The 14771-nt window shown below is 61.0% G+C and carries 12 protein-coding genes; 6 read left to right on the top strand and 6 right to left on the bottom strand.

From position 1 onward, the window contains the following. Positions 1-274: 274 nt before the first annotated feature. The 3 genes from BM133_RS34975 to BM133_RS34970 all read right to left on the bottom strand — a co-directional run bounded on the left by BM133_RS34975 (position 275) and on the right by BM133_RS34970 (position 5743). Complete coding sequence (locus BM133_RS34975; protein WP_177225008.1) at positions 275-592, bottom strand: hypothetical protein; 318 nt, start codon at positions 590-592, stop codon at positions 275-277. Between the two features lie 65 nt (positions 593-657). Continuing rightward, positions 658-5004 (bottom strand): RHS repeat-associated core domain-containing protein, encoded by a 4347-nt coding sequence (locus BM133_RS31580; protein WP_143100267.1) that lies wholly within the window; start codon positions 5002-5004, stop codon positions 658-660. Between the two features lie 217 nt (positions 5005-5221). After that, positions 5222-5743, bottom strand: a complete 522-nt coding sequence (locus BM133_RS34970) for a hypothetical protein (protein WP_143100266.1) — start codon at positions 5741-5743, stop codon at positions 5222-5224. A gap of 208 nt (positions 5744-5951) precedes the next feature. On the opposite strand from BM133_RS34970, the gene BM133_RS31575 reads away from it, so the two are divergent. Next, positions 5952-6800: a replication initiation protein gene (locus BM133_RS31575; protein WP_256219415.1), complete on the top strand. Its 849-nt coding sequence runs from the start codon at positions 5952-5954 to the stop codon at positions 6798-6800. 420 nt (positions 6801-7220) lie between these two features. On the opposite strand, the gene BM133_RS31570 is transcribed toward BM133_RS31575, so the two are convergent. After that, on the bottom strand, positions 7221-8054 hold the full coding sequence (locus BM133_RS31570; protein WP_093442994.1) for an N-6 DNA methylase: 834 nt from the start codon (positions 8052-8054) through the stop codon (positions 7221-7223). 52 nt (positions 8055-8106) lie between these two features. After that, positions 8107-8934, bottom strand: coding sequence for a DUF932 domain-containing protein (locus tag BM133_RS31565; protein WP_093443063.1), 828 nt, complete (start codon positions 8932-8934; stop codon positions 8107-8109). A 938-nt stretch (positions 8935-9872) separates the two neighbouring features. On the opposite strand from BM133_RS31565, the gene BM133_RS31560 reads away from it, so the two are divergent. From BM133_RS31560 to BM133_RS31550, 3 genes are all read left to right on the top strand, one after another. After that, a complete protein-coding gene (locus BM133_RS31560; RefSeq protein WP_093442992.1) occupies positions 9873-10655 on the top strand; it encodes a suppressor of fused domain protein in 783 nt (260 codons plus the stop codon). After that, the gene (locus tag BM133_RS31555; RefSeq protein ID WP_256219414.1) at positions 10546-10983 is read left to right on the top strand and encodes a DUF695 domain-containing protein; all 438 of its coding nucleotides are present in this window, start codon (positions 10546-10548) and stop codon (positions 10981-10983) included. The genes BM133_RS31560 and BM133_RS31555 overlap by 110 nt, the downstream gene beginning before the upstream one ends. Before the next feature lie 293 nt (positions 10984-11276). Next, complete coding sequence (locus tag BM133_RS31550) at positions 11277-11726, top strand: hypothetical protein (protein ID WP_143100265.1); 450 nt, start codon at positions 11277-11279, stop codon at positions 11724-11726. Between the two features lie 347 nt (positions 11727-12073). On the opposite strand, the gene BM133_RS31545 is transcribed toward BM133_RS31550, so the two are convergent. Beyond that, entirely contained in the window at positions 12074-13045 is a 972-nt protein-coding gene (locus BM133_RS31545) for a LysR family transcriptional regulator (RefSeq protein ID WP_093442986.1), read from the bottom strand. Between the two features lie 83 nt (positions 13046-13128). Between BM133_RS31545 and BM133_RS31540 the strand changes: the two genes are divergently transcribed. Both BM133_RS31540 and BM133_RS31535 read left to right on the top strand, forming a co-directional pair. Continuing rightward, on the top strand, positions 13129-13986 hold the full coding sequence (locus BM133_RS31540) for a fumarylacetoacetate hydrolase family protein (protein ID WP_093442984.1): 858 nt from the start codon (positions 13129-13131) through the stop codon (positions 13984-13986). Further along, positions 13983-14744, top strand: coding sequence for an SDR family NAD(P)-dependent oxidoreductase (locus BM133_RS31535; RefSeq protein ID WP_093442982.1), 762 nt, complete (start codon positions 13983-13985; stop codon positions 14742-14744). Before BM133_RS31540 ends, BM133_RS31535 begins: the two co-directional genes overlap by 4 nt. The last annotated feature ends 27 nt before the right edge of the window (positions 14745-14771 follow it).

Here is a 14771-nt window from a genome sequence, read left to right as displayed (position 1 = left end):
CAGGCAAGGCAGGAACTGCAACTGCTTCGTACACGTTCTCATTACCTGTTCTTGGGCAGATCGCCTCCGTAAATCGCACGTTCGCTCTTAATGCATAAAAACGCGATTTTCGACGCATCGGCCTCCACCAAAGCACGTGCTGCGAAGCGAATCACGATCTCCCTTGGCTCTCTCAGCCCCATCGAGACCGCAAGAGCCGCGGACTTTCGACATAAAACCAGTCCAGATTTTTATCCGTACCCCCTCGGGTAAGAATCGGTGGAATTTAACACCGCTATCGCACGTGTGCAGCAATGAACTTATCAATTTCCGACGGGAGGACAGTTTCTTTTTTGACCGCGATATACGCCTTCTCGGTGACAACGAAATCGGCTTGCGGTACAACCTTCGTTTCGGGAGTGCCTTCCGAATTGACAAGTACTGCGACGTAGCCTATCGATTTTCCCTTAATGGGAAACGCCAGAACGGTAAATTTAGTGCTCAGCGCATTGTTGAATACCAAGTATTCCTTATTGTGTTCGCTATTTCTGAGTTCATATTCGTAATACTGCAGCACGGAGTATTCCGTTTTATTCGATAGGTCGTGGTTCATTGCTGATTTATCGCATCCGCTTAACAAAACCAGAGTAACCAGTACAATTTTCCTCATCATCGCAATCACCTGTTAAAAGAAGAAAAATCACTGGGAATAGTCCCACCTTTCGGAATAGGTACAGACGACGTGGCGTTGCGCGATGCGATTCCCGCTGTGTACGAGGGAAATGGGCTGGTAAAAGGAGAAAACAAGGAGCTTATTCCTCCTGCCTCCAGTGCATTTTGTGTTCGAGTCGCGCATGTGTCATTTGCGGATCCCCAAGGATCTTTTCGCGGATCAGGTAGTGGGGTGCTACGGTATTTTAGTATCTCCTTCAGCATCTTTGCCTCTTGCTCAGGCGTCGTTTTTATGATGTAAGCCGTCGAATCTCTATATCCGGCTTGAGAAGCAAGGTAGTCGGTAAGGCTGCCACCCAATGGTGTTCCGGTCCCGTAGCTGTATACGCCTTGTCCTGTAAATCCAATAGCCGCATGTCCGAATGGATTTCCACCTGTACTGCCACCAATTACAACAATCGTGTCAAGTCCAAATGGATCAGATCCAGTTAGCGAATTTCCATTCACATAGCCAAACCGATTCCATCCACCATTGAGCCCGATCGGATCCGGCTGGCTGTATCGCCCCGTCCTCGTGTCATAGCTCCTGAAGTAGTTGTAGAAGAGTCCCGACTCCTCATCCGCATACTGCCCCGGATACCTCAGGTTGAACTTCACCTCGGAGATGCTGGTTGTGCCCGGATTCGGCGTCGCCTCCAAGTTCGCAAACCGGTTCGTCGCCAGCGTCGGCTTATCTTCCCCGAACGCGCTGTAGCTCCACTGCCAGACCGCTTGCCCGTTTGCGTTCGTGAGCCTGCGCGGCGTGTTCAGGTGATCGCTGTGCACCGCATACGTGGCGCCGTCGATGACCGCCGCAATCGGCATCGGCCCGTTGGCCGTGGGCAGGTAGATGTATTGCGCCTGGCCCGCACTCTGCGTGCCGCCGCTGCCCACCTCGGCGATGAGGGTGCCCTGCTCGTCGTAGACATACGCATAGCCCAGTTGCTCGGCTTGCGTGGTCGACGGGCTCCACAGCTTGGTGAAGAACGCGATCAGGCTCTGCATGAAGCCCGGGTCAGCCTCGTCGCCCTGGCTGGGTGGGTACAGCGGCTCGGTCTTGAAGACGCGCTGGCCCAGCGCGTTGTGCGCGTAGCGCGTGGTCGGGCTGGTGTCGGTGGCGCCGGTGGTGGAGGCTGCCAGGCGCCCTTCGGCGTCGTAGGTGTAGCTGCGAAGGCCATCGCTCAGGAGGTCGCCGTTGGCGTTGTAGCCGTAGGTGACGCTGGTGTTGCTCGCGCCGTTGATGCTCTGGGTGAAGCCCGCGAGGCGGTTGCTCGTGGCGCCCACGGTGTAGGTGCGGTTGGTGCTCAGGCCGCCGAGCACGCGCGTGCTGCTCGAGCGGTTGCCGTTGGCGTCGTAGCCGAAGCCGGCGGTGTTGCCGGTGGCGTTGAAGCCGGTGATGCGGCCCACCGTGTTGTAGCCGACGGTCCAGGTGACGTTGCCGCTGCCGATGGTGCTGTGCGTGGGGTCGGCGTCGCCGGGCTGGTAAAGGTTCTGGGTGAGGCTGGTGATGCGGCCGGCAGCGTCGTAGACGTAGCTGCTGAACTCTGTGGCGGTCAGGCGGCCTGCGGTGTCGTAGCTGCGGCTGGCGGCCACGGCAGGAGACGCGAAGGCCCAGGTCCAGGCGGTGGGCTGGCCCAGCGGGTTCCAGGTGATGTTGGTGACGAGCGGGGTGCCGTTGAGGCTCAGGCCTGTGAGGCGGCCGGTGCTGTCGTAGGCGTGGTTGAGGATCGAACCTTCGGGATAGGCGAAGCGCGCAAGCGTGCCGTTGGGGTTGTACACGTAGCTGACCTGCTGCACGCTGCCGTTGGCGAGGGTCTGCTTCTTCACGACTACGCGGCCGAAGGCATCGCGCGTGTACTCCGTGGTGCCGCTGCGATCGATGACCTCGGAGAGGTAGCCCTTGCTGTTGGCCGTGAGGTCGTAGCGCAGTGTGGTGGTCTTGCCATCGGCGAAGACGAGGCTGGTGGGACGACCCAAGGCGTCGCGCGTGATCGTCGTCGCTTGGCCGAGGGCGTCGGTGATCTGGGATGGGAGGCCGAGGTTGTCGTACTGGGTGGCCTCGCCACCGGTGTCGGCGCTGCTCTCGGCGGTGGCATTTCCCAGGGCGTCACGCGCGTAGTTGGTGACCACGCCCTTGAAGTCCTTTGCCTCGGTGATCGCGTCGAGGGCGTTGTACTTCAAGATCGCAGAGTCGCTGGCCGCGTTGGTGATGGCGCTGACACGGCGCAGGTCGTCCAGGCCGTACTGGGTGCTCTGGTTGAGGCCGTTGGTCTCCTGGCTCAGTTCCCCGTTGGCGTCGTAGCCGAAGGAACTGGTCTGGTTGGGGCCTTCGGTCCTCGCGCTGAGACGGTTGATGCTGTTGATCGTGTGCGCCGCGTTCCACGCGATGTTGCCGGCGCTGTCCTTGATCTGCTCGGCGGTACGGTTGCCCATGCCGTCGAGGGTGTAAGTGCCGCTCTCACTGCGGTTGTTGCTCCAGCCTGTGAGGCGGTGGGCGACGTCGTAGTCGTAGGTGAGGACAAGGCCGGTGGAGAGCGTGATGGTCTCGACGCTGCCGTAGGGCTTGTAGGTGAAGGCAGTGGTCTGCGTGCCTGCAGGACCACCGTTCACGCTCTGGGTCAGCAATCGATCCCGCGCATCCCAGCCGTAGCTGGTGACGAGGCCGTTGGGCGCGGTACGGCTGACGACGCGATTGGCGTTGTCGTAGGCATGGCTGGTGACATGCCCCAGGGCGTTGGTGCTGGTGAGGACGTTGCCTCGCGTGTCGTAGGTATAGCTGGTCACCGCGCCGTTGGGCTCGGTCGCAGTCTGGACAAGCTGCTGGGCGTTGTAGGTCCAGCTCCAGGTGCGGGTGGTGTGGGGCGACAACGCCGTGTCTGTCACGGCTCTGCTGAGCAGGTTCCCGACGCTGTCATAAGTCAACGCAATGGTGCGGCCAGCTTCGCTCACCTGCACCGGCAAGCTGTACTGTGCATGCCATTGGTAGGCCGTGGTGCGCGCATCGGGCGTACCCACCGCTTCGGCGACGGAGGTGGGCAGGCGCCGGGCTGCGTCCCATGTCCAATCGGTGCGTGCGCCCTTGAAGTCGATTTCCTGGCTGATGAGCCCGTTGGCATCTTGCACACGGCTGCTCGCGTCGCTGTTGCCTTCGCCCGAGGGCAGGCTGCCACTGGTGACGGCCAATCTGCCGGCTTTGGTGGCATAGCCGTAGCTGCGGCTGGTGCCCAGCGGATCGATGACGGTGGCGGTCCCCGTCGAGGGGTAGCTGACCTGGTAGCGTGACACACCACCGGCCAGTTCCGTGGTCACCGCGCGTCCCTGGCCGTCGTACGCAAATATGCCCCAGCGCTCACCGGCTTCGTCGAGGATGCCGGTCAGCGCATGGGGATGGGCACTGTTCTCGTAGACAAAATCCCGATGCTTGCCGTCCGGATAGGCAACACCGATCAGGCGGCCTTGGCTGTCGTAGGTGTAGGCAATGACACGGCCGTCGGCAGCAAGTACCGAGGCGAGCTGGTTGCCGGTGTAGGTGAAGCCGAGCGTGCGCCCGAAGGCGTTGCTCACCGAGCTCAGTCGCCCCGAACCGTCGTGGGTGTAGGTGGTGGTCCAGCCGTTGCGCTCGGTGCGGGTTTGCGGCTTGCCGCCGGCATCGAAGACCAGCACGCTGTCGTCGTCGCTGCGCTTGTAGACCCAGGCGGCGCCATTCGGAGTCAGTGTGTCGCTGCTGTTCCTGGGCTCCCACACGCCGCTCTGCGAGTTCTTGGCGAACTTGCGTTCGTAGCCCTCGGCGCTGGAGACGGTCGCTTCCGTGGGCGCGTTCTCAGGACTGAGCTTCAGGCGGGTGCTGTGGTTGTGGACCCAGACCTGGCCAAGGCCGACGTCCGCATGATGGGTGTCGCCTTCCCAGGTGCTGCGGTAGATGCGCACGAGGGACAAGGCGGCCGGCCCTGAATCGGACCAGTCGATTTCCTCGCGAAACTTCTCGGCGCGCGAAGGAATGATCGGCGCACCGGCTTGCTGCCCGTCTGCGGGGCAGCTCTGTGGTTCGGCTGGCGCTTCCTTGTCGCCATTGAGATCACCGGCGCAATATCGTGCGATGCGATCGGATTCGGCGGTACAGAAAAAACTGCCAAGCCCCACCGATGCGCCAGAAGCGGCCGCAGGGCAACTGGGCTGCCCTGGGACGGCTCCGGCTTGCTGATATCGCGGAAAGCAGATCTCGTCTCCAGGTTCTGCGCGCGCCATGCCTTGCAGGCCCAGCAATCCTGTCGCAAGAAAAGCAAGTGCGACCGCGGTTCGGCGATAGATGTTCACGATTCCTCCTCGAAGCGCACGCGTTGATGCAGCGCCTGGTTTATTTTTTTACCGCCACTGCAGCGGGCAGATTGACTTGCTCTCGGTCGGCTCGACTTTCATATTTCCGAGCACGGGCCGCCACAAGTGATCGCAGAGTCGGGGAGATACGGAATCGAATGAAGTTGGCAACGTCTTCGATCTCGCAGCGAGCTCTGCGATTTTTTGCCGTTGCAGTTTAGGAAGAAGGATCGCTTCGTATCGATACATAACGCATCGAATGCAGATACAAAAAAAGAGGCTTCCTGCACGTCGATGCAGGTGAATAAATCAATAGTTTTGATTTGACTTTAAAACGAATACCAAACACCTCTACACGCGCGGCGCAGCGACGTTCGGGTGTAAAGGTCGGGTCTCTGAATGTTCCGATGGGATAGCGAAGAGCTGTCGAGACCGATTGTTTGACCAGCGCGAGACCATTTGTGCTTCGCGCCGTGGTCCGTCGGTCAGAAGGCGGGCGGCGACTGGGCGAGGGGGTTGGGTTCATCTCATAGTGATAAGACGAAGCGTCCGGAAGCGCGATCGATGGCTCATCGACGCGCGCGCGGTTTTTAATCTTTTCTTTCTTTCTTACAGCTCGCTGCTCTTCCAAAATCGGGCTACAAGCCGCGCCATCCCTTGCCATCGCCTGTGGATAGATTCCGCGCCATTCGGACATCCACCGGTCGCATTCGGACAGTTTTCCGGGTGAGTCGGACATCTACCGGTCGTTATCCACAGGCCCTATTCGGACAGCTACCGGGTTGCCCCGAAAGCGCATTCGGACAAACGCCGGGTTGCTCCCTTTCCGAGGCTCGGACATATGCCGCGCTCTGTGCTTGTTTCTTCAATCGAGACCGCGTCGTCCAGGCATGTTCACTCATCATCCGGACGGCAGATGCCCATGTGCGGCATCGCAAACGGACCGAATGAGCAAGAATCCTCCCCGACAAAAACAACACTCGATGGTCTTGCCCGAAGAGGCAGAGGCTCGTCACGTATCGATGAGCAATCGGCTCGCGCGTTCGGCGCAAGGTCTCAACCTCGCCGAGAAGCGTCTCGTCGCACTTGGCCTGGCAGGGACCGATTCGGTTCCCCTCAATCACCTCTTGCTCGCCGCAAACGCGGGTTGGAAGATGAAGGTGACGGCCATGGAGTACGCGACGACATTCGAGGTTGATCCCACAACCGCCTACGAACAGCTGAAGTCAGCCTCGGAAAAACTCTTCGAGCGGTACGTGCGCTACGAAGTGCGCGGCCGCCGCGGCCAGACCGACCAGAAGAAATTCCGCTGGGTCTCTGGTGCTCACTACGCGCCTGGCGAAGGCTACGTGGAGCTCAATTTCAGTCCTGAAATCGCACCCCACCTACTGGGCCTTCGAAGCCAGTTCACGACGTACAAGCTGCGTCAGGCTGCAGCCTTCGACAGTGTCTACGCGTGGCGCCTCTTCGAGCTGCTCAAGTCCTGGCAGAGCACAGGCTTCTACACGACCGCGATCGAGGATTTCTGGGATGCCATGGAAGCTCCACCGAGTTGCCGCAAGGACTTCAAGGCGTTGCGGGTCAGGGTGCTAGAGCCAGCGGTGCAAGCCATCAGCGCGAAGGCCGGCATGCTGGTGGAATGGAAGCCCGTGCGATCCGGAAGCCGCCGTGTGACCAGCCTGGAGTTCCGGTTCCGGGCAGACCCGCAGCAGAAGCTGCCCATTGAAGAAGACGAGATCGCGATGGAAGCCGCCAAGCAATTGCTGCTCGGACATGGTCCGCTGATGTCCGACTAACCCGGCATCCGTCCGAATAGACCTGTTTTGCTGCAGCGATCTCTCCAGAGCCGCTTCGGCGATACCTGCTGAAACGCGAGCGGTAACGTCCGCTCTGTGCAACGGCAGAAGCGAAAGAGCCTCGCGCATCTGAGGCGTTCACGACACACCGACGCGTCAGAGGTCCGCTACCTGACGGCAGAGATCCCGAAGTTGCGGTTTGCTGACGCGCTCATCGGCCGCGCGAGCGCCTCTCCTCGTCGTACTTGTCAGCCAAGTACCTGCGCGCCTTGTACTCGTCCGAGCCCGCCGAAAGATTGACGACGATAAAGAGCACAACAATGATGCCTATGAGTATCAAGACCGGGAGCATTTCTTCATTCCTCATTGAGGTCCAGCAAGTCCTGGCTGTGGATCAGCAGGCCAGGATGTTGCATCGCCTTAAAACAATCCAAGCTGCTCGGCGCGCAGCGCAACGATCTGCCGCGCCACACTGTCCAAAGCAGCAACCGGTGCATCTTCAACCGATAGTCGCGGAGGCATAAAAGGCGGCGTCGCCATTTCGTGCGCTGCGTCACGTTGTCTCAGTCTTCTGTCCCAGTCGCCCAGCACGTGCGCCGGCGTAACCCAGTGCGCCCGCTCTTCCATCGCAAGCGCGTTGCCGTGAATCACGATCGCCGGCACATGCCGCAACGACAGTTGCAGATAGGTCATGTGCACCGCTGTCGCGTCGATGTCTATAGCGGTGGCGTGCATCGCTTGCTGGAAGTTGATGCCCTGTTCGTGCAGCGTTTCAGCACAGGCGACGAGCATCCCCCCTGCCCCACAGGCCGGCTCATTGATCGAGACGAACCCATCCCGTTCGATCTGAGCCCGCACTTCGCCAAGTGAAAGCCGGGCCATCAACGCGGCGATCGAAAACGGCGTGAAGAACTGTCCTTTCCAGCGGTCACCCATGTCGAGGAACATGAAGAGATCCCCGAGGTTGTCGGCAAAGCCTTCCTCCATCCATTCGACCAGCGCGGCGAACATGCGCGGGAACCGCTCGACTTCCTCGCGCTCATAGCGCTGCACGATCTGCAGATAGCGAGCCTCTCGCGGCTCGTACTGGATTCGGTCGACCGCGTTGCTTATCGTGAGCGCACTGAGCTCCACGAAATCACTGAAGACCTCGTGCAAGCGATGGGGCCGCGCGTTGTCGCGAAGCAGCGAAATCAATTCCTTCTTGCGCGCATCCGCGCCTGCCTGTGGCGTCCTGGCCATGCGTTTTTTCATCTGAAATGCGGTGCTGATGCCCGCCGGGGCGAAGCACCGGCGGGCGGCATCCTCAGGCCTTCAGCGCCCGCATGCCTTCGGCCAGCAGCCAGAGCGCGCGATTGAGCTTCAACCCCTGATCGATGCCTTGCACCTCACGGGTGCGGCGGCGTTGGCCGCTCGCACTCCGCCCGACAAGACCCCCGCGCACCAGGTTCTCCTGAGCGACGTTGAAAGTGCTCCACAAGTCGGATTTCAGGTCCTCGCGGCGACGCGGCGCCAGAACCTGGTCTTCACTCACGGGGGCAGGCTTCGTCGTGTCGGGTTCGTACTTCAAGGCCAGTGCCGCACGTGCAAACACCTGCGCCTCATCGGGCTTGAGTTCAATCGCGCGCATCGCATCCCGACGCTCACGAACCAGCTCAAAGCCTTCCAGCACCTCGAACGCACCCTCGATCACCCCATCGACCACTGGCCCCTTGTGACGCACGCGAACGTCCGACGCGATGTCGCCACACACCAGCCCGTTGCTGCAGACGAACCGGAACATCCCCGCAAGCATCTGATAGGAGCTGGTCCCGTCGTGCGAATTCAGCAGGATCACTTCGTTCGCCTCGCCGTCTTCGATCTGCGATGCATGTCGAAGCCGGAGCATGTGCTTCGTGAACTCGCGCTTGCTCTCATCCCGCACCCGCGTCTGACACACCATGAACGGCTGGAACCCCTCCGCGCGCAGGCCGGCCAGCACGTTCGATGTTGGTATGTAGGTGTAGCGCTCCGACCGGCTCTGATGCGCGGCCTCGGCAAAGATGGAGGGAGCAACCTTTCGCAGTTGCTCGTCCGTCAACGGCGACGGGCTGCGGTATGCACAAGAGTTACGGCCAAAACGAGATGCGAGCATTGAATTCCTTTCAGTGTTGAAGAGCTGCCGGGCCCCAAGATCCAGAAGCCCCTCAATGAGGGTGTGGATCGCAATCGGCCTGCCTTTCAGCCCTGCCGCCGTTCCCCTGAGTCCTGTCGCCCGGTGAACGGGAGCGAAGCGATGGCAGGAGAGCAAGGGAGGAAGAATTCGTAACGCGGCCGCGTTATGAACACCCCCTTGCAGGCGCAGCCGGTCTCGGGACAGCGCGCAGCAAAGTCACCGGAAAGAAGCGAGAGGAGTCAGGGGAGCGGGAGCCCGGACGGGGCGGCCGATCGCGGACCACACCGCCGCGCGGCGAGCGCCACCGCGTGCAACGACACGCCTGATCAGGAAGGCAAGCGCAGCGCGCAGCGGCTGCACCGCGGCCGCGCAGCTCGAGCAGCTGCACCAGCTGGTCGAGGGGATTCAGTGGGGGGCCAACCGCAGGGCGGCGGGAGAGGGCGCCAGCCGCCTCCCGGGAGGCAACCGAAAGGGCGCAGCACCGCAGGTGCGAAGGCGTCAGCGACGGAAGCCGAGACAAAGTCGAAGAGGGCGAGACAAGCGCAGCGCAGGCTCGATGCGCAGCACGACACAGCGGCCGGCCAAGCCGGAGACGCGCATGACGCCACACACAAAAAAACCAGTGCAGCCCTGGAAAGAATCCCTGCAGCACCTCAGCACCTCAGCACCCCGCAGCAAGGCAAACGCATTGCGGAACCCGCCAGGGATGAGGAGATCCAGGCCCAGGAGCCAATGCCAACATCACCAGGATCTTGGAGTGACCGTCATGGCGCATTGACCACCGAACGGCAAGCCTCGCTATGGCATCCACTCTCGCTGTGGCAGCGAAAAAAGAGGGGAGGGGAGACTCCCGTCCCGAGCCTCGCGACTGTTAACTCATCGACTACAGTCGCCCGGGAGCGGACATTGGAGCTTCGATGACAGACGCAGAGATCTACCTGGCGCACCTGGACAACATCACAGAAGGACGAGAGCCTGTCATTCGCCAGGTTCCTTCCGGAGATCCGTCGTTGGCGGACATCGCAGTGTTTACCTATGAGAACTGGCCGCGCCCAGGCTTCATCACCGGCTTCACCTTCGGGCTGTCGCTAGCTACCCACGCGGACTGGAAGCATGGACGTGCCGAGCTGATGATCTCGATGGAGTCACTCGATCCAGCATGGCCGTTCTCCATCGGCTATCTGGCGAGTCGGCTGAGAGGAGACTGCACGTTCAGTTACGGAAACACGATCAACTTCCGCGAACAGATAAGCGACGAGTCCGGCATGGATGCGTTTCTGATCTTCGCCCCACCGCATCTCGACCGAGACCAGAAGCTGGTGAAGATGAACTCGTTCGATTGCTTCATCGCAGGTGTCTATCCCCTGTACAGCACTGAGCTCGCTCTCTATGAGAAGGTCGGCATCAAGGCGTTCTGGCATCTTTCCGATTGGGACCCCATGACGTCAAGCGTGCGCGCTTGGCCTGAGCTCGCCGGGACCGCTTCGCATAGGGAAAGAAATTGCCGTACCGCACAGCCAAGACCAGGCAACCACTGCTTCTTTGCAATCCATGAAACATCGACTCTTTATTGGGGCCGCAGCGCTCGTGATGTCTTTGGCTTCGTCGGCCCAAATCTGGGCAACGGCGACTGCAAAGAGCCGCGAGGGCGATCGCGTCATCGTGTATCGCTTCCTCAAGGAATTCGCTCCCGGTTTTGACAAGGCGACCCAACCGGAACGATTCACCATCGTCTGGAAATACCAAGGGAATCGAGGCATGCCCGCAATCGCCGAGCGGGAGCATATGGACGCGATGGAGGATGCTTTGGAGACAGCAGATGGAACTGGCAGTTCAGTGACCCCAGTGATCGTCTCGACAGGGAACAACGTGAGACAGTGGATCTACTACGTGCAGTCCAGGCAGGAATTTGTCGATCGCCTGAAAGTGACCTTGCAGAAGATGCCCGGCCTTCCACTCGAGGTGCGCTCGGAGCGAGACCCTGAGTGGAAAACCTACGAGGCATTCAAGGCGTCGGTGAGGGACTGAGCATTGGCAGCCGCCGCCAAGATGCAAGCTCCGGCGCAAGTCTTCGTGCAGGCAATGCTTGCGTTTCCTCCATGACCTATTACCGAAACCGTTCTCCAATGAACCCAAGAAGCGCTCGCGGGCGCCGAGTACTCGCGACCATCATGGCGGTCTTCCTGGCAACCGGAGCGGCGGCTCAAGAATTCACACCGGCAGAGCGTGAATCGTTGGAAGAGCTACGTGCAAGACTCGAAACAAGCTGTCGGGCACCGCATCAACTCATGTCCACGTTCTGGCAGCAGTCAGGAGTGGCCATGCCTGCCATCGTGCAGTGGTTGGATGGCACCTCGGACCGGTCGGCGCATTGCGCCTGTTTCGCCGAGACGGCCGTCAAAAAAATGTCCCCCGAATTACTCGGTCAGGGAAGCGAACAGGAGTTGGCCGCACTCTTGGAGCGCTCCAGCACGCAGTGCACCGTTCCCAGGCTTAAAGCCAGCTATCCGGCCAACTGCCCGCTCATCGTGAGGGAGTGGGGCGATGACGGGCGGGGAGCAACCGCGGACAGTTCGGCCGTCGCGAAACTCTGCGAATGCACTCAGCCGTCGATCGATGAGATCACCGAAGACACCGCCGAGGCGTTCTCCTCTCAAACGATCAAGGATTACGCTTCGTACAAGAAGACCGGCCAAGTCCCGGCGACATCGCGATCCTTGGTCGGCGTCATGAGTCGATGCGGCATCGCCGGGCTGAAATTTTCGCGTTGATCGACTCGTTTGAAGAAGGAGTCGATATGGACGGGTTGCGCGGCTGGACGACTCCGTGTGGACACCGCGACAGCCGGCGAGGTTGAACCATTGGAGACACTTGCAGATTGCGTCGAAGACCGCATGCTCGAACTCCGCGATGAATAGGCAATGACCGCCTGCGTGCGGCCATAGGCAGCCATCCGAAGCTCACCTCCGACGTTGCAAGGACTCTAAATGGAAACGATGCAGGCCTGGTGCGGAACGGAAGTCAACTAGTGGATCGGCTCGTCACGTCAAGCCAGTAGATGATCCGCATGTCGGTTGACCGAAAGACGGCCGACCTGAGATTTGATTGCGGATCGAAGTTAGCCAATGCCGGAGGAGCCGCGCTGAGAGCGGGCGAATCGATGCAGCTGGGAAATAAATGCGGATGCCGTTTCCGACAATGGGGTCGCCAAGTGGGTCAGTACGCCGAAGCCCTTCAGATCTCTGCCGACCGGAACAGGCAATGTCTTTAGCAACTTCGCCTTCACGTGGTCGCGCACGACTGATTCCGATAGGGCGCAGACCGCATCACTGGTTTGCAACAGCTGTAGCGTGGCAAAGATGGATGCGCATTCGACGAGATTGGCCGGGGTGCCGACTCCTGCCTTCGCGAATTCTTCTTCGAGCAACTGGCGTGCCGGTGTCGCCGAAGGCTGAAGAATCCATGGCCAATCCATCAGTGACGCCAACGTCAGCGCGCGTCGCCGCAGCAGCGGATGACCGCTGCGCACGACTATCCTCATTTCCTCGTTGGATAACGGTGCAAAGGACAGCGCACTGTGCGATTGCTGCATCGAAAAGCGCCCGACGGCCAGCTCAATGTCGTGTCGTTCAAGCATCAGACCGAGCTGGTCGCTGGTTTCGCCCAGGATGCGCACAGTCAACAAGGGGCGTTCGCGCTTGATGGCCGCAACCGCGCGTGCCACCACGTCCGGTGCCGCGCCCATGATCGCGCCAATCACCAGTTGGCCATGCCCCCCGCGTCGCTTGACCTCCAGTCCCTCAAGAAAGCGCGACAACCCGGCCTGCGACTGGAGCGCGTACGCAACGACTTCTTCGCCCAGCGAGGTCGGACGCATGCCGCGCGGGTGGCGTTCGAACAGCGGAAACAGGAAGGCCTGCTCGATGTCCGAAAGCATCTTTGTCGCGGAAGGCTGAGTCACGTTGATCGCGATCGCTGCCTGCCCCAGGGTGGGACTGTCGGCGAGAGCGGCCAGCAGGGCCCAGTGCTTCAGGCGCAGGCGATTGATCAGCCTTGGTGCGGCGCCTATGCCGTCGACTTGATATTCCATTTTGGAAAGTAGAACTGGAAATAATTGATTGGAATGTAATGTCGCTGCTCCTTACAGTCCACACCAAGTTGAACGGAGACATCATGAAGTTGTTGCGGTATGGGCCAGTCGGCCAGGAACGGCCAGGCCTTCTGGATGGCGATGGCGGTTTGAGAGATCTGTCGGCCTTCGTCGCCGACATTGCCGGCGATGTACTTTCGCCTTCCAGCCTGGCGCGGCTCGCGGCGATCGACCCGCAAAGCCTTCCGAGCGTCGGCGGCAACCCGCGCCTGGGCGTGCCGGTCGCAGGCATCGGCAAGTTCATTGCCATCGGCCTGAACTATGCAGATCATGCGGCGGAGTCGAACCTTCCGCTCCCTGCGGAGCCCGTGGTGTTCACCAAGGCGATCTCCTGCATCGTCGGACCGAACGATGACGTGGTCATCCCGCGCGGTTCGCAAAAGACCGATTGGGAGGTTGAACTGGGCTTTGTGGTCGGTCAGCGCGCGAGCTACGTCTCCAGGGAACGGGCGCTCGAGCACATCGCCGGCTTCGTGCTCGTCAACGACGTGTCGGAGCGTGCGTTCCAGATCGAGCGCGGCGGCACCTGGGACAAAGGCAAGGGCTGCGACACGTTCGGGCCGATCGGTCCCTGGCTGGTGACCCGCGACGAGTTGCCCGATGCCGGCGAACTTGGCATGTGGCTCGACGTCAACGGCCAGCGCCGGCAGACCGGCAACACCAACACGATGGTGTTCGACTGCGCCGCGATCCTGAGCTACCTCAGTGAATTCATGACGCTGATGCCGGGCGATGTCGTCACCACCGGCACGCCGCCCGGCGTGGGTCTCGGGATCAAGCCGGAGCCGATCTTCCTGAAGGCGGGCGACACCGTCGCCCTCGGTATCGACAAGCTCGGTCGGCAAGAGCAACGCGTCGTTGCATGGAAGGAAGGCCAATGACTGCCGTATTGCATGCCAATCGCTTTGCCGGCCGCCGCGCCGTCATCACCGGCGGCGCAGCCGGCATCGGCCTGACCTTTGCGCGCCGCTTCGTCGCCGAAGGGGGCAGTGTCAGCCTGTGGGACCTCGGCCAGCAGGCGCTGGACGCGGCGGTCGCGGACCTGGGTGCCAAGGCTTCGGGCGTGAAAGTGGACGTTGCAATCTGGGCCGACGTGGAGGCTGCGGCCAGGACTTCGGCGCAGCTGCTCGGCGGCGGCATCGACGTACTGGTGGCCAGCGCCGGCATCACAGGCCCGAACGTGCCGTTGGCCGAGTACCCGGTCGACCAATGGCGCCAAGTGATCGACGTCAACCTGAACGGCGTGTTTCACTGCAATCGTGCGATCGTGCCGTACATGCAGGCCGGCAACTACGGACGCATCGTCAACATCGCATCGGTCGCCGGCAAAGAGGGCAATCCCAATGCGTCGGCCTACAGCGCCTCGAAGGCGGCAGTGATCGGATTGACGAAATCGCTCGGCAAGGAACTCGCGAAATCGAACATCAAGGTCAACGCCGTGACGCCCGCGGCGGTGCATACCGCGATCTTCGACCAGATGTCGCAGCAGCACATCGACTTCATGCTGTCGAAGATCCCCATGGGCCGCTTCGGCTCCGTCGACGAAATCGCGACGGTCATCGGTTGGCTGGCGAGCGAGGAGTGCTCGTTCACCACCGCCAGTGTGTTCGACGCGTCCGGCGGCAGAGCGACCTATTGACGCGTGCCGAGTGCGCGTATGCCGGAT

This window comes from Variovorax sp. 770b2 (assembly GCF_900115685.1).
GTDB lineage: Bacteria > Pseudomonadota > Gammaproteobacteria > Burkholderiales > Burkholderiaceae_C > Variovorax.
Note: the sequence above shows the minus strand (reverse complement) of the source record. Positions and strands in the feature narration are given on the sequence as shown.

Coding starts and splice junctions, on each gene's coding strand:
- BM133_RS34975 (WP_177225008.1), bottom strand. CDS start 592: ATGAACCACGACCTATCGAATAAAACGGAATACTCCGTGCTGCAGTAT.
- BM133_RS34970 (WP_143100266.1), bottom strand. CDS start 5,743: ATGTCCGACTCACCCGGAAAACTGTCCGAATGCGACCGGTGGATGTCC.
- BM133_RS31575 (WP_256219415.1), top strand. CDS start 5,952: ATGAGCAAGAATCCTCCCCGACAAAAACAACACTCGATGGTCTTGCCC.
- BM133_RS31570 (WP_093442994.1), bottom strand. CDS start 8,054: ATGAAAAAACGCATGGCCAGGACGCCACAGGCAGGCGCGGATGCGCGC.
- BM133_RS31565 (WP_093443063.1), bottom strand. CDS start 8,934: ATGCTCGCATCTCGTTTTGGCCGTAACTCTTGTGCATACCGCAGCCCG.
- BM133_RS31560 (WP_093442992.1), top strand. CDS start 9,873: ATGACAGACGCAGAGATCTACCTGGCGCACCTGGACAACATCACAGAA.
- BM133_RS31555 (WP_256219414.1), top strand. CDS start 10,546: ATGTCTTTGGCTTCGTCGGCCCAAATCTGGGCAACGGCGACTGCAAAG.
- BM133_RS31550 (WP_143100265.1), top strand. CDS start 11,277: ATGCCTGCCATCGTGCAGTGGTTGGATGGCACCTCGGACCGGTCGGCG.
- BM133_RS31545 (WP_093442986.1), bottom strand. CDS start 13,045: ATGGAATATCAAGTCGACGGCATAGGCGCCGCACCAAGGCTGATCAAT.
- BM133_RS31540 (WP_093442984.1), top strand. CDS start 13,129: ATGAAGTTGTTGCGGTATGGGCCAGTCGGCCAGGAACGGCCAGGCCTT.
- BM133_RS31535 (WP_093442982.1), top strand. CDS start 13,983: ATGACTGCCGTATTGCATGCCAATCGCTTTGCCGGCCGCCGCGCCGTC.